Source organism: Nocardia pneumoniae NBRC 100136 (genome assembly GCF_000308755.1).
Classification (GTDB): Bacteria; Actinomycetota; Actinomycetes; order Mycobacteriales; family Mycobacteriaceae; genus Nocardia; species Nocardia pneumoniae.
In genome coordinates, this window is record NZ_BAGF01000006.1 from 170723 (window position 1) to 189977 (window position 19255).

Below are 19255 nucleotides of genomic sequence, written 5' to 3' on the forward strand. Positions count from 1 at the left end.
AATCCCGTGCCGCTCCCACCCGCGATTGTCGTGGATGCAGTATTCCCCTGAGTCACGATATCGAGTAGAACAGGTTCTAACTCTGGTGGCAAGCGGCGGTGTGGACGATGGGCCGAGAGGCTCGCTGACGCCGCCGAGGCAAACGCAGTCGATCGGAAAGGGGTCCGGTGTGAAGTTCGGATTGCAACTCGGGTACTGGATGGCTCAGCCGCCCGCGAACGCGGGGGAACTGGTGGTGGCGGCCGAGGAAGCCGGGTTCGACGCCGTGTTCGCCGCCGAGTCCTGGGGGTCGGACGCCTTCGGCCCGCTCACCTGGTGGGGATCCTCGACCCGGCGGGTACGCCTCGGGACCTCGGTGGTGCAGATGTCCGCGCGCACGCCCGCGGCGACCGCCATGCATGCGCTCACCCTCGATCACCTCAGCGGCGGCCGCGCGATTCTCGGCCTCGGCGTCTCCGGCCCGCAGGTGGTGGAGGGCTGGTACGGGCAGCCGTTCGCCAAGCCGTTGCAGCGCACCAGGGAGTACGTCGACATCGTGCGCAAGGTGTTGGCCCGCGAGGCGCCGGTCACCAGCGACGGCCCGCACTACCCACTGCCCTACACCGGGCCGGGCTCGCTCGGACTCGGCAAGCCGCTCAAGCCGATCGTGCATCCGCTACGTGCGGATTTGCCGATCTGGCTGGGCGCGGAGGGGCCGAAGAACGTGGCTCTCACCGCCGAGATCGCCGACGGCTGGCTGGCCATCTACTACGCGCCCCGGCTGGCCGGGATGTACAACGACTGGCTCGACGAGGGCTTCGCCAGGGCGGGTGCGCGGCGCGGCAGGGACGATTTCGAGATCGCCGCCAGTTGCCAGGTGGTGATCACCGACGATCCGGCGAGCGAGTTGGAGCGGATGCGCTGGATCATGGCGCTCTACATCGGCGGCATGGGCGCGCCGGAGCTGAACTTCCACGCCCAGGTGTATCGGCGGATGGGCTATGACCGCGAGGTCGACGAGATCGGGCGGCTGTTCCAGGCGGGCAAGAAGGCCGAGGCCGCTGCGGCGGTGCCGGACGAGCTGATTCTGGACACCGCGATCATCGGCGACGAGCAGCACGTCCGGGGGCAGCTGAAGGTGTGGGAGGCCGCCGGCGTCACCATGATGCTGGTTTCGGTTCCCGATATCGCGCAATTGCGCCGGTTGGCACCCCTTGTCGAATAGTAGAACACGTTCTAAATTCAATGGCGTGGTGACGACGCAGGAGTCAGTGGAAATTCTCGGTCTGTGGAACATCGCCGAAGCCGAACCCGATCGGATCGCGATGGTCGATCCGGCGGGCCGGGAGGTGACGTATCGCGAATTGGCAACGCTGGCCAATCGTTACGCCACCGGCCTGCGGGGGCTCGGCTTGAATACCGGCGATGTGCTGGTGAGCATGGTGCACAACTGTGTGGAGGCGGTGGCCGCCTATTTCGCGGCCTATCAGTCCGGGTTGTACATCGTCGCGGTGAACTGGCATCTCACCGGCCCGGAGGTGGCCTACATCCTCGGCGACAGCGAGGCGAAGGCGTTCATCGCCAGCGATCGTTTCGCCGCCACCGCGAAGGCCGCGGCCGACGAGGCGGGACTGCCCGCGACGGCGCGGTTCGCGGTGGGCGAGATCGAGGGTTTCAAGTCGGTGGCCTGGCTCGGCGCCGCCGACACCGGGCGTCCGACCGATCGCAGCACGGGCGCGCCGATGCTCTACACGTCCGGAACCACGGGACGGCCCAAGGGAGTTCGGCGCCCGCTCACCGGCGCCGACCCGGATGTCGTTCCGCCGCACACCACCGCGTTCTTCGGACTCTTCGGCCTCGCGCCCTATGACGATCACGTGCACATCTGCGGCTCGCCGCTGTATCACACGGCGGTGTTGAACTTCGCCACCATCTCGATTCAGTTGGGCCACAAGCTCGTTCTGATGGATCGCTGGGACGCGGAGGAAATGCTGCGGCTGATCGACAAGTACCGGGTGACGCACAGCCACATGGTGCCCACCCAGTTCCACCGCCTGCTCGCGCTGCCGGAGGAAGTGCGCGCCAAGTACGACGTCTCCTCGCTGCGCAGCATGGTGCACGGCGCCGCGCCCTGCCCGCAGGAGACCAAACGGCAGATGCTCGAGTGGTGGGGCCCGACCGTCACCGAGTACTACGCGGCCACCGAGGGCGGCGGGACGGTGATCAACGGCACCGAGTGGTTGCGCAAGCCTGGCTCGGTGGGCAAGGCGTGGCCGTGGTCGGTGATCAAGGTGCTCAGCGAAGAGGACGGCTCCGAGGTCCCGGTCGGCGAACCCGGCCTGGTCTACATGCGCATGGGCGCTTCGAGTTTCGAGTACCACCACGACAAGGCCAAGACCGAGGACTCGCGCGTGGGTGATCTGTTCACCGTCGGCGACATCGGTCATCTCGACGAGGACAGCTACCTCTACCTGCACGACCGGCGCTCGGACCTGATCCTGTCCGGCGGTGTGAACATCTATCCCGCCGAGATCGAGAACGTCCTGATCACCCACCCGAAGGTCGCGGACGTCGCGGTTTTCGGCATCCCGCATCCCGATTGGGGTCAGGAAGTGAAGGCGGTCGTGCAGCCCGCGGAGGGATTCGAGGGCAACGACGAACTCACCACCGAGCTACTCACCTTCGCCGCAACGCAATTGGCCAAGTACAAGATGCCCAAGTCGATCGACTACCTCCCCGAACTACCACGCGACCCCAACGGCAAGCTCTACAAGCGCAAACTCCGCGACCGCTACATCCCGGCGCAGTAACGCGGCCCGGTGAGATCCGGGGTAGTCAAATGGTTGCTCTCTCTGGCCCTGAAGCCACCATTTGACTCCCGTCGATGCTCTCGAGTTCTCCAACGCAACCACAGCCGGTTGACTGGGCTGGGACTGCGGGTGCGTGATCGACGGCGGGAGGTAAGTCGGTACGGCCCCCAGCGTGCCCAGCACTGCTCCAGTACAAGCATGGAGGGTGTACTCAGCTCGGGGCATCGCCAGGGACTTCTCCGCGGCAGGCTTCGAGTGATGCCCGCCTACCATTGTTTTCTCTGGCGGTGCTGGGCGCGTCGAGTGCCGTACCCGGCTTACCTCCCGCAGTTGGTCACATCCCGTGGGCTTCCAGCGTGGCCAACCGGCTGTGGTTGCGTTCAGAAATCCCGGCTGAGGGGCTTTCGCGGGATCGAGGGTAGTCAAATGGTGGCTCTCTTTTGCCCTGCAGCCGCCATTTGACTCCCCTCGATGCTTCAGTTCACTTGATCAGCGCACCGGCTCGCGGAGTTCGGGGGCGAGGCCGAAGAGCGGGAAGAGCTTCTCGGTGTCGAGGAAGAAGTTCAGCCCGGCGATGGTGTGGCCGTCGAGTTCCAGCACCGTGATCGACCACGGCACCCACACGCCCGGCTCGGCGCCCGGCTTGTAGTGGCCGAAGGCGGGCAGGCCGTTGGCGCCCGCCAACCGCACCAGTCGCGAATCGCGGCAGGCGCTTCCGGTGCCGAGCATGAACGCGGCCACGTTCTCCGGGCCGGAGATCCACAGCTCGATCGGCGGCATGGACAGTGCCACATCCTCTTTCAGCAACGAGGTGAGCGTGTCCATGTCGTAGGCCTCGAACGCCTTGACGAAGTTGTCCACCAGTCTGCGCTGGTCCTCGTCGGTCTCGTCGTAGCTATCGGTCGTTGTCGGCTGGACCTTGGACATGGTGGCCCGCGCCCGCTGCAGGGCGCTGTTCACCGACGCGGGTGACATGGTGAGCGCCTCGGCGGTCTCGCTGGCGGAGAACCGCAGGACCTCGCGCATGATCAGGATCGCGCGCTGGGTGGCGGGCAGGTGCTGGCAGGCGGCGACGAAGGCCAAGCGCAGGGTGTCCTTGGCGCTGGCGTGCTCGGCCGGATCGGCGCCGAAGGCGAGCGCGTTCGGGATGGGCTCGATCCAGACGTAGTCCGGCTGCGGCGCCGGGAGCGGCGAATCCGGCCGCGACGGACCGGACAGATCCATCGGACGTGCCCTGCGCTGCGGGCCGTCGAGCATGTCGAGGCAGACGTTCGTGGTGATCTTGTAGAGCCAGGATCGGAGGCTGGCCCGGCCCTCGAACGAGGCATAGGACTTCCACGCGCGGGTGAAGGTCTCCTGCACCGCGTCTTCCGCTTCGAAGGAGGAGCCGAGCATGCGGTAGGCGTACGCGCACAGCTCTCTGCGATGGGTCTCGAACGAGGCGAGCACGTCGGGAGCGAGGCCCGCGGAGGAGCCGGGCGAGTCGTTCATGGGTGCCACCCTGCCACAGGCCACCGACACAAAACAGGCCTCGAGCTCGAGCGCCCGCACCGATCAAGATCATTAAACCTGTGCGGTTTGTGGGACGTGTCACCTTTGCCGTGACGATGAGTTTTTCCGGGATGGCCCGTCATATCCAGTGACACGAACGATGCGCTCGAAAGGACGAGGCCATGAGCAGCAAGATGATCTTCATCAATCTCCCCGTCGACGACCTGAACCGGTCGAAGACCTTCTACGAGGCACTGGGCTGGAAGGTCAACCAGGAGTTCACCGACGACAACGCCGCCTGCATCGTGGTCGACGACAACATCTGCCTGATGCTGCTCACCAAGGATTTCTTCACCACCTTCAGCAAGCGGCCGCTGGCCGACACGAAGGCGGCGATCAATGCCGCATACGCGCTGTCGCTCGGCAGCGCCGCGGAGGTCGACAGTCTCACCGCCGCCGCGCTTGCGGCGGGCGCGACCGAAGAGGTGAACGAGGACAAGCGCGCGCAGGAGGCGCAGGTCGGCATGCACGGCCGCACGTTCATCGATCCCGACGGCCACCAGTGGGAGCCGTTCTGGATGGACTACCCGGGCAGCAACTGAGCCCGGCGAGGGGTCGCCCCCCGATGCGTGTGCGCGCCGACCGGCGCGCACACGCATCGGGGGGCGTTGCGCTTTCGCTTAGTTGCCGGTGAAAGTGGGCTTGCGCTTCTCCGCGAACGCTTTGGGGCCTTCCTTGGCGTCGGCCGAGCGGAACACCGCCATGCCGAGCTTGGCGTCGATCTGGAACGCGTCCTCTTCCGGCATGGCCTCGGTCTCCCGGATGGTGCGCAGGATGGCCTGCACCGCGAGGGGACCGTTGGCGGCGATCAGCCCGGCGAGTTCGAGTGCCTTGTCCAGCGCCGTTCCGTCCGGCACCACATGCCCGATCAGGCCGACCTCCTTGGCTTCCGCCGCCGTGATGTGCCGACCGGTGAGCAGGATGTCGGCCGCGACGGTGTAGGGGATCTGGCGGACCAGCCGCACCGCCGAGCCGCCCAGCGGGAACAGGCCCCAACGCGCTTCGGACACACCGAATTTCGCGCTCTCCCCGGCCACGCGGATGTCGGTGCCCTGCAGGATCTCGGTGCCGCCCGCGATGGCGGGGCCCTCGACCGCCGCGATCAGCGGCTTGGTGAGCCTGCGGCCCTTGAGCAGCGCCTCCAGTTTGGCCGGATTCCAGCCGCCGCCCTCCATGGTGTCGCCGGGGTGCGCGGAAGTCATGCCCTTGAGATCGGCGCCCGCGCAGAACGCGCCGCCCGCGCCGGTCAGGATCGCCACTCGAATGTCCGGATCGCTGTCCACCTGGTCCCAGGCGGACTTCATGATCGCCATCATCTCGCCGGTCAGCGCGTTGCGCGCCTCGGGCCGGTTCATGGTGACGATGAGGACATGGTCGCGCTTCTCGACGAGGCAGTGCGGCATTGCTGATTCTCCTGACTTCGAGCCTTGTCAGAAACAGTAACACGTTCTATTTTTATGGCTGTGAGCTACAACATAGCGGACCTTGTCGAACACGCCATCGATCTGATGCCCGACCGCGTCGCGCTGGCCGACGACGGCCGCGAGGTCACCTATGCCCAGTTGGAGGAGCGGGCCAACAAACTCGCTCACTACCTGCAAGAACAGGGAGTCCAGCCGGGCGACAAGGTGGGCATCTACTCACGCAACACGATCGAGGCCGTCGAGGCAATGGTCGCGATCTTCAAGGCGCGCGCCGTGATGATCAACGTGAACTACCGATATGTCGAGAACGAGTTGCAATACATCTTCGACAATTCGGACATGGTCGCGCTGATCCACGAGCGCCGCTACAGCGACAAGGTGGCCGCGGTCGCACCGAACACCCCGAAGCTGCGCACCGTCATCGTCGTGGACGACGATACGACCGGGACGATTCCCACCGCAGCGGATTCGGTGGAATACGAGGCGGTGATCGCGCGGTCTTCGGGTGAGCGCGACTTCGGCGAACGCTCCCCGGACGACCTGTACATGGTCTACACCGGCGGTACCACCGGCATGCCCAAGGGCGTCATGTGGCGCCAGGAGGACGTGTGGCGGGTGCTCGGCGCCGGCATCAACTTCATCACCGGCGAATACGTCCAGGACGAGTGGGAATTGGCGAAGGTCGGCGCAGGCAGCCCGCCGATGGTGCGGTTCCCGATTCCGCCGATGATCCACGGCGGCGCGCAGTGGGCCACCTTCCACAGCCTGTTCGGCGGCGGCAAGGCCGTGATGATCCCGGAGTTCTCCGGGCACGGCGTCTGGCGGGCCGTCGACAAGCACAAGATCAATCTCATTTTCATCACCGGCGACGCGATGGCGCGCCCGATGCTGGACGCCCTGATCGAGGGCAATCCGGAAACCGGTCAGCCCTATGACCTTTCCAGCCTGTATGTGATGGCCAGCAGCGCGGCGCTGTTCTCGCCCGCGCTCAAGGACCAGTTCCTGGAGCTGTTGCCCAACCGGATGATCTCCGATTCGATCGGCTCCTCGGAGACCGGTTTCGGCGGTATCTCCATCGTGGCCAAGGGCGCGACGCACACCGGAGGTCCCCGGGTGAAGATCGACGCCTCCACCGAGGTGCTCGACGAGGACGGCAATCCGGTGGAGCCCGGCTCCGGGAAGGTCGGCATCCTGGCGCGGCGCGGGCACATCCCGCTCGGCTACTACAAAGACGAAGCGAAGACCGCGGCGACGTTCAAGGAGTTCAACGGGATTCGCTACGCCATCCCCGGCGACTTCGCCAGGGTCGAGGAAGACGGCACGGTCACGATGCTCGGCCGTGGTTCGGTCTGCATCAACAGCGGCGGCGAGAAGATCTACCCCGAGGAGGTCGAGGGCGCGCTCAAGACGCACCCGGAGATCTTCGACGCGCTCGTGGTCGGCATCGAGGACGAACGTTGGGGCCAGCGGGTGGTCGCGGTGGTGCAATGTCGCGGCGAGAACCGGCCGACGCTCGAAGAGCTGCGCCCGTTGCTCATCCAGGAGATCGCCCCGTACAAACTGCCCCGCAGTCTCTGGTTCGTCGACGAGATCAAGCGCTCCCCGGCGGGCAAGCCGGACTACCGCTGGGCCAAAGAGCAAACCCAGGCCCGGCCCGCGGACGACCACGTCGAGGCGAGCGCCAAGTAGGAACCCACGACCGGGCGGGCCGCACTTCGCGGCCCGCCCGGTCGGATCTCGGCGCCTGTTCAGCGGTTGGCGAGTTCGGCCAGTCGGAATGCGAGGCGGCGGCGGACGGCGGGGATGCGGGTGAGGGTGGCGAGCGTCAGGTTGCGCACCGCACGGGCCGGGCGGGGACGCAAGGTCGCCATCTTGGTCATCCGGTCGGTGAACGAGACGACGCCGAGTGCGACGGGGCGGCGGGTGGCTTCGTAGTCGTCCAGCAGGGTGTCCGGCTCGCCCGCGAGTACTCGGGCCAGCAGCGGGCCGAGGGCGGCGGCGTCCTGGATGCCGGTGTTCATTCCTTGGCCGCCCGCTGGGCTGTGCACGTGGGCGGCGTCGCCCGCCAGGAGGATTCGGCCACTGCGGTAGTGGTCGGCGACCCGGTGGTGCACGCGGAAGCGCGAGCTCCACAGCACCTCACGAACTTTCACCTCGCCGCCGGGCCCGCGGGTGTCCAGGATGGACTGGATGTCCTCGGCGGTCGAGTGTTCGGGCGCCGTTTCCAGGGTGGCGACCACGCGGTAGCGGTTCGGTTCGTCCTGGTCCGGCAGCGGCGCGACCACGGTGACCCCTTCGGGTGACAGGTGCAGGGCGACTTCGTCGCGTGCGACGGGCCAGTCCATCCGCACGTCGGCGAGCACGAAGGATTCCGGGTACGTCGCGCCGGTGAATCCGATGCCCGCCTGCTCGCGCACCAGGCTGTGCATGCCGTCGGCCCCGATGACGTAGGCGGCGCGGATGCTGCCCGTGACTCCTGCCGCATCGGTGTATTCGACCGTCACGCCGTCGGTTTCGCCGATCACCTTGCTGACCTGGCACGGCCGGTGCACGTCGCCGCCCGCCTTGCGCAGCCGGTTCAGCAGAACCGCTTCGGTGGTGTCCTGCGGGGTCATCAAGGTGTACGGGTAGCGCGTCGGAAGACCGCCGAACAGGATCGTGGCGAGCACGCGCTTGCCGTCGCGAACTGTGAAGCGCGGCACGACGATACCCGTCGCGGCCAGTTCGTCGGCGATGCCGAGCCGCTCGAGCACCTCGAGTGTCCTGGCGTGCACAACGGCGGCGCGCGAGGTGTTCGCGCCTTCGGCGAGCCGGTCCAGCAGCACGAAATCCACCCCGGCGTCGGCCAGCGTGATGGCGGCGGTCAGTCCGGCCGGTCCGGCGCCGACGATCACGACGGAGGTGGTCGCGGGCAGCGAGTTCGGGGTGGTGTTCATCGGAACTCCTCAAGTCAACGTTTGTAGGCCAACGCTTGTTGGCATAACCATAGCCCCGTCCGGAGATTGAAGTCAACAGTTGTTGGCCTACTCTTGTTGGCATGACTGCCGAGCCTGATCGAGTCCCCGCCCGCCGCTCGGACGCGACCCGTGCCGCGATCCTCACGGCCGCCCGCGCCCGCTTCGCCGCCGAAGGCTTCCGCAAGGCCACCATCCGCGCCATCGCCGCCGACGCCGCCATCGACCCGTCCATGGTCATGCGGTATTTCGGCAGCAAAGACGGCCTGTTCGCGGCCGCGGTCGACATCGACCTGGACCTGCCCGATCTCAGCTCCGCGGAGCCGGATGCCCTGGGTGAACTGCTGGTTCGCCGGTTCTTCGCGATCTGGGAGGAGCAGCCGAACCAGGAGGTAATGCTGACCTTGCTGCGCTCATCCATCACCGACGACGCGGTCGGCGAACGCTTCCGCGCGATCTTCGCCCAGCAAGTGCTGCCCGCCGTCCTGCGCTTCGGCGATCCCGCCGACGCCCCGCGCCGGGGCGGTCTCATCGTCACGCAGATGCTCGGCCTCGCCCTGTGCCGCTACGTGCTGCGCCTGCCACCGGTTGTCGCGCTGACCCGCGAGCAGATCATCGCGGATGTCGCGCCCACCATCCAGCGCTATTTGACTTCGTCTCCGTCCGACTGAAATCCGAACAGTCCGAGTAGTCGCGTGCGGCATCATCGAGGGATGGCTGATCTGAATATTCGCCTCCGAGCAGGAGCTGGTTGCCCGCCGCACGCGGAGACGGCGGGCCACAGCATGTTCGACGAAGCTGCCGATCACGTCTTGCAAGCCAGTGAGGAGTTGAACCGGAGACTGTCCTGAATCCTGACGTCGGGGGCCGAATCAGGGGGTGGGCGCGATCAGTTCGACGGTCGGGAAGTAGCTGCGGTACCGCGCGACGTCCCGGGTCAGCAATCGGTAGCCCGCCATCGCGGCATGTGCTCCGATGTAGAAGTCGGGCATCGGTGAACGCTTCTCACCGCCGTTGCGCCGATAACGCTGGTACGCCTTGCCTGCAAGGAAGCCTGCCCGAAACGGCAGCGCTTCGCGCTCGAACTCGTCGAAGGGCAGCAGATAATCCAGTTCTTCGACTGTGTCGTATCCGACAGAGACCTCGGCGTAAATGATCGGATTGATGACGACCCGACCCGAATCCAATGCCTCGGTGATTCGGTGCGCCGACCATTCCGCCCAGCGCTTGTCATTGGTCATCACGTCAAGCAGAACGCAGGTGTCGATCAGAACGGCAGCTCCACCAATTGGCGTCAGGCTACTCGCCACGAAGCAGGTCCATGATCTGGTCGGTGCTCATGCCTTCGATGTCCCTGCTGTCCGCCGTGCCGCGCAGTCGCCGGACGAGGCGTTGGCCTCGGGTAGAGGCGCCTTCGGCTCGCACTATCCGCAGCGCGCCATCGACTTCGATGATCTCCACATCGTCGCCCTCGTGAAGATTGTGCTTGGCCCGAAGGTGGGCAGGGATCGTCACCTGGCCCTTGCTGTTCAGCAGCATCACAGCCTCCTCGTTGCATGGTGTTCGTAATAACTGTAGTACGTAATACTCACTCCGCGCAGCAAGGTGATCAGGCGCGCTCCGAACGTGTAGTCGGTCCCGCCGTGGCGGCGGGCCGACTCGGGGATCCGTTCAGACCGGGGTTCCTGCGAGGAGTGCGCCGAGCGCGCGCAGGTGGTCGGTGCCCGTGCCGAGGGCGAACTCGTTGTGTTTGGCGGCGGTGAAGTAGTTGTGCACGATGTGGTCGCGGTCGATGCCGACGCCGCCGTGCACGTGGACGACGGTGTGCGCGACGCGGTGGCCCGCGTCGGCGGCCCAGAACTTGGCGGTGTGCACGGCCTCCGCCGCGGGCAGGTCCTCCGACAGCAGCCACGCCGCCTGGGTCGTCGCCAAGCGCAGGCCTTGCACGTCGATGTACGCGTCGGCGAGCCGCTGGGCGACGGCTTGGAAACTGCCGACCGCCTTGCCGAACTGCTCTCGCTCCCTGGCGTATTCGGCGACCAGTTCGAGCGCTCGTTCCAGGGTGCCCAGCTGCAGGGCGCTCAGTCCGAGCCAGGCGCGGGTCAGAATCCAGTCGAGGATCTCCGCGCCGCTGGCGACGGTGCCGACCAATTCACCTGGGGTATCGGTGAGTTCGACCGCGAACTCCGGGCTGCGATCGACGCCCTGCTGTGCCGTCACCGTCGCCGCCGCAGGATCGACCAGGAACACCGCGGTGGTGCCGGACACCGTGGCGGGCACCAGGATTCGCTCGGCGCGGTTCGCGTACGGCACGGTGGTTTTCGCGCCGGTCAGCCGCCAACCATCGCCGGTCTCGACCGCGGTGGTGGTCGGCACGGCGGGCTCCCAGTTGCGCTCTTCGGCCAGAGCCACGGTGAGGATGATCCGGCCCGCGCCGGCACGGGTGGCCAGATCCTGTTGCGCCGCACCGCCGAAGCGGGCCAGCGCGCCCGCGCCGAGGACGATCGACCACAGGTACGGCACGGCCGCGACATGCTTGCCCAGCTCGCGCAGGACGGCGGTCTGCTCCAGCGAGCCCAGGTCGCTGCCGCCGACCGACTCGGGCAGGGCCGCGGCGAGCACGCCGGTCTCGGCGAGCGAACTCCACAGCGGCTGGTCGAATCGCTCGTCCGCGGTATCGAGTTCGCGCAACCGGTCGGCGGTGACCAGCTTGCCGCATACTTCGCCGGTGAGCCGGGCGAGATCCAGTTGGGCTTCGGTGGGGGTGAAATCCATGGTGGTCTACTCGTTTCCGATCAGCGGGCAGCGGCAGGCTGCTTCAGGGCGGTCATGGCGATGATGTCGCGCTGCACCTCGTTGGTGCCGCCGCCGAAGGTCAGGATGAGCGCGGCGCGGTGCATCCGCTCGAGTCGTCCGCGCAGTTCGGCGCCGGGGGAGTCCTGGCGCAGATACGCCTGCGGACCGAGCACCTCCATGAGCAGCCGGTAGGCCTCGGTGGCCAGCTCGGTGCCGTACACCTTGCAGGTCGAGGCATCCCACGGCCGCGGAGCCGCGTCGCCGCCCGCGTCGGCCCGGCTTGCGATCTCCCAGTTCAGCAGCTTCAGGTACTCGACCTTGGCGTGCACCTTCGCCAGGTTGAGCTGCACCCACTCCCGGTCGATCACCCGCGAGCCGTCACTGGCCTTGGTATTGCTGGCCCACTCCACGGTCTGGCGCAGCGCCAGCGCCAGCGGCCCGGCGGACGTGAGCGCCACGCGTTCGTGGTTGAGCTGGTTGGTGATCAGCGCCCAGCCGCCGTTCTCCTGACCGACCAGCGCGCTCGCGGGCACCCGGACATCCTGGTAGTACGTCGCGCTGGTGTCCGGGCCGGCCATGGTGTGCACCGGGGTCCAGGAGAAGCCCTCGGCGGTGGTCGGGACGATGAGCATGCTGATGCCCTTGTGCTTCTTGGCCGTCGGGTCGGTGCGCACGGCCAGCCAGACGTAGTCGGCGTAGGCGATCAGGCTGGTCCACATCTTCTGGCCGTTGATCACGTACTCGTCGCCGTCGCGCACCGCGGTGGTGCGCAGACTGGCCAGGTCGGTGCCCGCCCCCGGCTCGGAGTAACCGATGGAGAAGTGCAGCTCCCCGGCCGCGATCTTGGGCAGGAAGAACTTCTTCTGTTCCTCGGTGCCGTAGTGCATGATCGTCGGCGCGACCGAGTTGATGGTCAGGAACGGCACCGGCGCGCCCGCGATCGCGGCCTCGTCGGTGAAGATCAGCTGGTCCATGGTCGGGCGGTCCTGGCCGCCGTACTCCTTGGGCCAGCCCAGCGCCAGCCACCCGTCGTGGCCCATCTGCTGGACGACCTCGCGATAGACGTTGCCCTGCCCGTACTCACCGGTCTGCGCGCTGAGCGCCGCCCTGCGCTCGGGGGTGATGAGCCGCGCGAAGTAGTCGCGCAACTCCGCGCGCAGCTGCTCCTGTTGCGGCGTGTACGCAATGCGCATGGCAGTACCTCATGCCTTCGTTGGATCGGGTTCTCCCGATCATTGCATATGGACTGAAACATGTTCCAGTATTGATACGGAATCCCCCGATGACGCCCCGCAGGGCCCGCTCGGCTTGTTAGGCTTCGGCCGGAGCGGTGGTAAAGGAGTTGCCATGAAGATCAGTGTCGATCTCGACCAATGCGAAGCGAACGGAATCTGCGTCGGAATCGCCCCCGACGTGTTCGAACTCGATGACGAGGACGTGCTGCACATCGCGAACGCCGACGTGCCCGCCGATCGGCTCGCCGACGTCGAGGACGCCGTCGCGCAGTGCCCCAAGGCGGCGCTGCGGTTGCAGTGAACGACCCTTGCCGTAAGTTGGAACACGTTCTAGAGTCGGCCGCGTGAGCAATGATCTGAGCCTTGCGGGCCGAGTGGCGATCGTGACCGGCGGCGGCGCCGGACTTGGACGGGCCGAGGCGCTCGCGCTGGCCGGGGCGGGTGCCTCCGTGGTGATCAACGATCTCGCGGAGTCGGACGCGGTCGCCGATACGCTCGCCGAGATCCGCGGCCTGGGCGCCAAGGCGGAGTTCGTCGCGGGCAGCATCGCCGAGCGCGCCACCGCCGACGCGCTGATCCGTACCGCAGAGGAATCCTTCGGATCGGTCGACATCGTCGTCAACAACGCGGGCATCACCCGCGACCGCATGCTGTTCAACATGTCCGACGAGGACTTCGACGCGGTGGTCGCGGTGCATCTGCGCGGCCACTTCCTGCTGTCGCGCAACGCCGCCGCCTACTGGCGCGGCAAATCCAAGCAGGCGGGCGCTCCGGTCTACGGCAGACTGGTCAACACCTCCTCCGAGGCGGGCTTGCTCGGTCCTGAGGGGCAGGCAAACTACGGCGCCGCGAAGGCGGGCATCACCGCCTTGACCTTGTCGGCCGCACGGGCGCTGTCGCGCTATGGCGTGCGCGCCAACGCGATCGCGCCGCGGGCTCGGACCGCCATGACCGAAGCGGTGTTCAGTCCCGCGCCGGACGGGGAAGTCGATCCGTTGTCGCCGGAACACGTGGCCCGGCTGGTCGCCTACCTCGCCTCGCCCGCCGCGGACGCGGTCAATGGGCAGTTGTTCGTCGTCTACGGCGGGATGGTGGCGCTCATGGCGGCGCCGGTCGTCGAACGCCGGTTCGACGCGACCGGCGGGCAGTGGTCGGCCCGGGACCTGGCCGACACGCTGGGGGACTACTTCGCCGACCGCCCGTCCGGGCGGACGTTCTCGGCGTCTTCGCTGATCGAGCTGGGGTGACCGGCGGCGGCTTGCCGCGGGCGTGCTACTGATCAACTGTCCAGCTGTTGATCGGGCGATCGGCGCTTGGTAGACATAGGGACGGGTTATGTCACACCGCACAAAGGTGGGATCATTCCCCGATGAAACCGGTGTCAAATTAATATGCCGATCTTTCGAGAAAATGCACTTCAAAAGTGTGAAAAAGGCTTCCGGCAACACGGTGAACATGTTCTAATCGTTCCGGCGGTGCGGCCACGGTGAAGATTCGCGCCGTGCCCCGTATACGTCGGTTGAGCAAGGAGGATCGCGGATGAACGAGGTCCTTGCCGTGCCGTTGCGGGCTGTCGGTGGATTCTTCGAACTCACCGCTGATGTCGCGCGTTCCAGTGTGCGCAGACCCTTTCAATGGCGTGAGTTCATCGACCAGTCCTGGTTCATCGCGCGAGTATCGATCGTGCCGACATTGCTGGTGGCCATTCCGTTCACCGTTCTGGTGAGCTTCACCCTGAACATTCTGTTGCGCGAGATCGGCGCGGCCGACCTCAGCGGCGCGGGCGCGGCATTCGGCGCCGTCACGCAGGTCGGGCCGATCGTCACCGTGCTCATCGTCGCGGGTGCGGGCGCCACCGCGATCTGCGCCGACCTGGGTGCGCGCACCATTCGCGAGGAAATCGACGCGATGCGGGTGCTGGGCATCAATCCGGTACATCGACTCGTGGTGCCGCGCGTGCTCGCGTCGATGTTCGTGGCGCTGATGCTCAACAGCCTGGTGTGCACGATCGGCATCGTCGGCGGGTTTCTGTTCTCGGTATATCTGCAGGATGTGAACCCCGGCGCGTTCGTCAATGGGATCACGCTGCTCACCCATCTGCCCGAACTGATCATTTCCGAGGTGAAAGCCGGTTTGTTCGGGCTGATCGCGGGACTGGTCGCCTGTTATCTGGGCCTGAATGTCAAAGGTGGACCCAAGAGTGTCGGTGATGCGGTGAATCAGACCGTAGTCTTCGCTTTCATGGCCCTGTTCGTCGTGAACGTGGTGGTCACCGCCGTCGGCATCAAGTTCACGGCGCGGTGACGCGATGGCCTTCGTCATCGAATCCCGCTTCCCCCGAACCGTTCGGCGGGTACGCCGGATATCGGACTCGCTCGATTCGGTCGGCAGGCATGCCGTGTTCTACGCACAGGCGCTCGGCGCCATTCCGCGGGCGCTGGTGCACTACCGCACCGAGACGATCCGGCTGATCGCCGAGATCAGCATGGGCACTGGAGCTTTGGCGGTCATCGGCGGCACGGTCGTGATCGTCGGATTCCTCACGCTGTTCGCGGGCGGCACCATCGCGGTGCAGGGCTACAGCTCGCTGGGCAACATCGGCGTCGAGGCGCTCACCGGCTTCTTCGCGGCGTTCATCAACGTCCGCATCGCGGCGCCGGTCATCTCCGGCATCGGCCTGGCCGCCACCATCGGGGCCGGTTCCACCGCGCAGCTGGGCGCGATGCGAGTGGCCGAGGAGATCGACGCGCTGGAGTCGATGGCGATCCGGCCGGTGCCGTACCTGGTCGGAACCCGCGTGCTGGCCGGGATGATCGCGATCGTCCCGCTCTACGCGCTCGCGGTGATCGCCTCGTTCCTGGCCAGCCGGTTCGCCACAGTCGTGATCTACGGACAATCGGCGGGCGTCTACGACCATTACTTCTCGACCTTCCTCATCCCGAGCGACATCCTCTGGTCGTTCGCCCAGGCGATCTTCATGGCCTTGGCCGTCATGTTGATTCACACCTACTACGGCTACAACGCCGCGGGCGGACCGGTCGGCGTCGGTGTCGCGGTAGGCAACGCGGTGCGAGCCTCGCTGGTCGCGGTGGTCACGGTGACCCTGCTGATCTCGCTGGCCATCTACGGCACCTCCGGCAACTTCCATCTCTCCGGATAAGCGACATGGCGGAATCGAAGCAAACGGAAAGCAGCCTGATGCGGGCACTGCGCGGCGGACTCGGCCTGAAACTGGCCGGGGCGGCGATGGTGCTCGCGCTGGTCGCCGTGGTCGCCGTCGCCCTGATCTTGTTCGTCGGCGGATTCACTCCCACGGCCACCGTGACGGTGGACGCGCCGCGCAGCGGACTGGTCCTCGACCCGGACGCCAAGGTGAAGGTGCGCGGCGTGGAGATCGGCCGCGTCGAGTCGGTCGACCACACGGCCGACGGCGCCAGACTGAAACTGGCTCTCGATCCGGAGTTGCTGAAGCTGGTGCCCTCCAACGCGGACGTCGACATCCGCTCCACCACCGTGTTCGGCGCGAAGTATGTCAATTTCGTGGTCCCCCAGCAGCCTTCGTCCACCCCGCTGCGGCCGGGCGCGACCGTCACGGCGCAGCGGGTGACCGTCGAGTTCAACACGCTGTTCCAGCATCTGTCCGACGTGCTCGCCAAGATCGAGCCGGAGAAGCTGAACGCGACGCTGTCCGCGCTGGGGACGGCGTTGCAAGGCCGGGGGCAGAAGCTGGGCGACCTGCTCGCGCAGAGCGACGCCTACCTGCGCGACATCAACCCGTCTCTACCCACGCTGCAACAGGATCTGGCGAAGACCGGCGACGTCACCAACCTGTACGCGGACACGGTGAACGACCTGCTGCGCACGGTGAGCAACGCGACCGTCACCAGCAACACCCTGGTCGAGGAGCGCGACAGTCTGGACAACGTGCTGGTGAACCTCATCGGACTGGCCGACACCACCGGTTCGGTCCTGCGCGACAACGAGAGCCAGCTCGTCACGGCGCTCGATCTGCTGCGCCCGACCACCGGACTGCTCGACGAGTACGCGCCCGCGCTGTACTGCCTGATCGGCGGCCTCGGCAAAGCGCTGCCGATGGGTGAGGCGGTCTTCGGCGGCCTGCAAGAAGGGGTCGCGCTGAACACCGGCTTCATGTACGGCGCCAAGCCCTACACCTATCCGGAGGACCTGCCCAAGGTCAACGCGACCGGCGGCCCGCGCTGCGAAGGCCTGCTGGACCGGGTGCCGGGCAGCCACGCCGACTATGTCGTCACCGATACCTCGGAAGGTCTCGTGTACACACCGTCGACGACGCTGACGGTGAACCCGCCGAAGATCTTCCAGATCCTGTTCGCCGGAATGCCGGGGGTGCCGCGTCCGTGAAAAACACCGCGACGACCGTCAAATTGGCCATCTTCACCCTGGTGATGACGCTGGTCTTCGCCGGACTCGCGGTCGTGTTCAGCCAGATGCGCTTCGCGCGGGAGAACGGCTACCACGCCGTGTTCACCAGTTCCTCCGGCATGCTGCCCGGCGCGAAGGTGCGCATCGCCGGTGTGCCGGTCGGGTCGGTCACCTCCGTGAAGGTCGGCAAGGACTATCTGGCGCACGTCGAGTTCGACGTCGACCGCAAATATCGGCTGCTCACCAGCACGCGCGCGGCGATCAAGTACGAGAACCTGGTCGGCGACCGCTATCTGGAGCTGTCCGAGGGACCGGGGTCGAATCGGATTCTGCAACCGGGCGGCACCATCGACAAGGAACAGACCGCGCCCGCACTGGATCTGGACATGCTGCTCGGCGGGTTCCGTCCGCTGCTGCGCGGCCTTGACCCCGGGCAGGTGAACGACCTGACCAACGCGCTGTTGCAGATCTTCCAAGGCCAGGGCGGCACGCTGGTGGCGCTGCTCAACAGCGGCGGCTCGTTCGCCAAGACGCTCGCGGATCGGGACGCGCTGATCGGCAGCGTGATCGACAACCTGAACACCGTCCTGCGGACCATCGACGAGCGCGGTGACCAATTCGCCACGACCATCGCCGAGTTGCAGCGTCTGGTCAGCGGATTGGCCGCCGACCGGGACCAGATCGGCGACGCCATCCCGCGCATCGCGGGCGCCACCGGCGACCTCACCGACCTGCTCGCCCAGGCCCGCCCCGACCTGCAGGGCACCATCCAGCAGACCGGACGACTGGCCACCAACCTCGACGCCGGGTCCGACACCGTCCAGTGGGTGCTGGAACGGCTGCCGTCGACCTATCGCCAGCTGATCAGGATCGGCTCGTACGGCTCCTTCCTCCAGCTCTACGTCTGCCAGACGAACTTCCTGGTGGACGGCCCGAACGGACAGACGATGAAGATCAACATGCCTGGGGCGCAGACGACCGGAAGGTGTGCGGACGAGCGATGAACGAGCAGCGATCACCCGCCGTCACCATCGGCATCGTCGGCCTCGTGCTGGCGGTGGCGGTGGCGCTGTCGGCACTGCAATTCGACCGGCTTCCGTTCATCCGCTCCGGCGCCACGTTCACCGCCTACTTCGCCGACGCGGGCGGTTTGGTTCCCGGAGACCCCGTCCAGGTCGCGGGCGTACGGTCCGGGCGGGTCGAGGACGTCAGCCTGGACGGCGCGAAGGTGCTCGTCCGGTTCACCCTGGCGGAGTCGATCGTGCTGGGGGAGAAGACTTCGGCGGCGATCAAGACCAATACGGTGCTCGGGCGCAAGTCGCTGGAGGTGACGCCGTCCGGCTCCGGCGCGTTGCGCGTCGACGACACCATTCCGCTGGATCGCACCACCTCGCCGTATTCGCTCAACGAGGCGCTCAGCGATCTGGCGGGCACGGTGCACGGCTTGGACATGGACCGGGTCGATCAGACCCTGGACGCGCTCTCGGCGACGTTCGCCGACACGCCCGCTCCGCTGCGCTCGGCGCTCGACGGCGTCACCGCGCTCTCGCGCAGCATCAACGCGCGCGATGAGGCCCTCTCGGATCTGCTGCGGCGTGCGCAGAGCGTGACGAAGATCCTCGCCGACCGGGGCAACCAGATCAACGCGCTGCTGCTGGACGGCAACGAGTTGCTCGGCGAGCTGAACCGGCGGCGCACCGCGCTGGGTCAGCTGATCGTGTACGTCAACGGACTCGCCCAGCAGCTGTCCGGTTTGGTCGCCGATAACGAGGCACAGCTGAAACCCGCACTGGACAAGTTGAATTCGGTGCTGGCCCTGTTGCAGCGGAACAAGCAGAACATCGCCGACGCGCTGGATGGGCTCGGCCCGTTCGCCGCCGCGCTCGGCGAACAGGTGGGCAGCGGCCCCTACTTCCAGGCGTACGTGGTCAACGCCGCGAGCAAGACGCTCCAGCCGCTGGTGGACGCGCTGGTGTGGCCGCAGCACCTGCCGAACGATCTGCAGAGCTACCTCACGCCGTTCCCGTCGATCGAACCCGCGATACAGGAGCCGCCGCGATGAGTTGGCCGAACCCGTTCATCCTGTACCCGTCCCGAGCCGTCGA

At 66.7% G+C, this 19255-nt stretch carries 19 protein-coding genes; 12 read left to right on the forward strand and 7 right to left on the reverse strand.

Going from position 1 to position 19255, the window contains the following annotated elements; genetic code table 11:
* Positions 1-34: 34 nt before the first annotated feature.
* Together ON34_RS02305 and ON34_RS02310 are read left to right on the forward strand one after the other, a co-directional pair.
* Positions 35-1204, forward strand: a complete 1170-nt coding sequence (locus ON34_RS02305) for an LLM class F420-dependent oxidoreductase (RefSeq protein ID WP_373291843.1) — start codon at positions 35-37, stop codon at positions 1202-1204.
* Between the two features lie 25 nt (positions 1205-1229).
* Positions 1230-2789, forward strand: a complete 1560-nt coding sequence (locus ON34_RS02310; RefSeq protein ID WP_373291844.1) for an acyl-CoA synthetase — start codon at positions 1230-1232, stop codon at positions 2787-2789.
* 489 nt (positions 2790-3278) lie between these two features.
* Here the strand turns inward: ON34_RS02310 and ON34_RS02315 are convergent, their stop codons facing one another.
* A complete protein-coding gene (locus ON34_RS02315; RefSeq protein ID WP_040773443.1) occupies positions 3279-4280 on the reverse strand; it encodes a sigma-70 family RNA polymerase sigma factor in 1002 nt (333 codons plus the stop codon).
* A gap of 182 nt (positions 4281-4462) precedes the next feature.
* Here ON34_RS02315 and ON34_RS02320 point away from each other — a divergent pair, with 182 nt between their 5' ends.
* Positions 4463-4882: a VOC family protein gene (locus ON34_RS02320; protein ID WP_040773445.1), complete on the forward strand. Its 420-nt coding sequence runs from the start codon at positions 4463-4465 to the stop codon at positions 4880-4882.
* Positions 4883-4960: 78 nt separating this feature from the next.
* On the opposite strand, the gene ON34_RS02325 is transcribed toward ON34_RS02320, so the two are convergent.
* Positions 4961-5743, reverse strand: a complete 783-nt coding sequence (locus tag ON34_RS02325) for a crotonase/enoyl-CoA hydratase family protein (RefSeq protein WP_040773446.1) — start codon at positions 5741-5743, stop codon at positions 4961-4963.
* Between the two features lie 60 nt (positions 5744-5803).
* Here ON34_RS02325 and ON34_RS02330 point away from each other — a divergent pair, with 60 nt between their 5' ends.
* Positions 5804-7453, forward strand: a complete 1650-nt coding sequence (locus ON34_RS02330; RefSeq protein WP_040773612.1) for an acyl-CoA synthetase — start codon at positions 5804-5806, stop codon at positions 7451-7453.
* A gap of 59 nt (positions 7454-7512) precedes the next feature.
* On the opposite strand, the gene ON34_RS02335 is transcribed toward ON34_RS02330, so the two are convergent.
* Entirely contained in the window at positions 7513-8700 is a 1188-nt protein-coding gene (locus ON34_RS02335) for an FAD-dependent monooxygenase (protein ID WP_040773447.1), read from the reverse strand.
* Between the two features lie 101 nt (positions 8701-8801).
* Here ON34_RS02335 and ON34_RS02340 point away from each other — a divergent pair, with 101 nt between their 5' ends.
* Complete coding sequence (locus tag ON34_RS02340; protein ID WP_040773449.1) at positions 8802-9389, forward strand: TetR/AcrR family transcriptional regulator; 588 nt, start codon at positions 8802-8804, stop codon at positions 9387-9389.
* Between the two features lie 201 nt (positions 9390-9590).
* Here the strand turns inward: ON34_RS02340 and ON34_RS02345 are convergent, their stop codons facing one another.
* The 4 genes from ON34_RS02345 to ON34_RS02360 all read right to left on the reverse strand — a co-directional run bounded on the left by ON34_RS02345 (position 9591) and on the right by ON34_RS02360 (position 12707).
* Positions 9591-10028: a type II toxin-antitoxin system VapC family toxin gene (locus ON34_RS02345; protein WP_051022078.1), complete on the reverse strand. Its 438-nt coding sequence runs from the start codon at positions 10026-10028 to the stop codon at positions 9591-9593.
* Positions 10018-10257, reverse strand: a complete 240-nt coding sequence (locus ON34_RS02350) for an AbrB/MazE/SpoVT family DNA-binding domain-containing protein (protein WP_040773451.1) — start codon at positions 10255-10257, stop codon at positions 10018-10020. The genes ON34_RS02345 and ON34_RS02350 overlap by 11 nt, the downstream gene beginning before the upstream one ends.
* Before the next feature lie 132 nt (positions 10258-10389).
* Entirely contained in the window at positions 10390-11493 is a 1104-nt protein-coding gene (locus tag ON34_RS02355; protein ID WP_040773453.1) for an acyl-CoA dehydrogenase family protein, read from the reverse strand.
* A 20-nt stretch (positions 11494-11513) separates the two neighbouring features.
* Complete coding sequence (locus ON34_RS02360) at positions 11514-12707, reverse strand: acyl-CoA dehydrogenase family protein (protein WP_040773454.1); 1194 nt, start codon at positions 12705-12707, stop codon at positions 11514-11516.
* A gap of 154 nt (positions 12708-12861) precedes the next feature.
* Here ON34_RS02360 and ON34_RS02365 point away from each other — a divergent pair, with 154 nt between their 5' ends.
* The 7 genes from ON34_RS02365 (at position 12862) to ON34_RS02395 (ending at position 19212) form a co-directional block, all read left to right on the forward strand.
* A complete protein-coding gene (locus ON34_RS02365; protein ID WP_040773457.1) occupies positions 12862-13050 on the forward strand; it encodes a ferredoxin in 189 nt (62 codons plus the stop codon).
* A gap of 43 nt (positions 13051-13093) precedes the next feature.
* Positions 13094-13996, forward strand: coding sequence for a 3-oxoacyl-ACP reductase (locus tag ON34_RS02370; RefSeq protein WP_040773459.1), 903 nt, complete (start codon positions 13094-13096; stop codon positions 13994-13996).
* Between the two features lie 292 nt (positions 13997-14288).
* The gene (locus ON34_RS02375; RefSeq protein WP_040773462.1) at positions 14289-15053 is read left to right on the forward strand and encodes an MlaE family ABC transporter permease; all 765 of its coding nucleotides are present in this window, start codon (positions 14289-14291) and stop codon (positions 15051-15053) included.
* A 4-nt stretch (positions 15054-15057) separates the two neighbouring features.
* A complete protein-coding gene (locus ON34_RS02380; RefSeq protein ID WP_040773466.1) occupies positions 15058-15909 on the forward strand; it encodes an MlaE family ABC transporter permease in 852 nt (283 codons plus the stop codon).
* A 38-nt stretch (positions 15910-15947) separates the two neighbouring features.
* Positions 15948-17129, forward strand: coding sequence for an MCE family protein (locus ON34_RS02385; RefSeq protein WP_040773469.1), 1182 nt, complete (start codon positions 15948-15950; stop codon positions 17127-17129).
* Positions 17126-18154, forward strand: coding sequence for an MCE family protein (locus ON34_RS02390; RefSeq protein WP_040773472.1), 1029 nt, complete (start codon positions 17126-17128; stop codon positions 18152-18154). The genes ON34_RS02385 and ON34_RS02390 overlap by 4 nt, the downstream gene beginning before the upstream one ends.
* On the forward strand, positions 18151-19212 hold the full coding sequence (locus ON34_RS02395) for an MCE family protein (protein WP_040773475.1): 1062 nt from the start codon (positions 18151-18153) through the stop codon (positions 19210-19212). The genes ON34_RS02390 and ON34_RS02395 overlap by 4 nt, the downstream gene beginning before the upstream one ends.
* Positions 19213-19255: the final 43 nt, after the last annotated feature.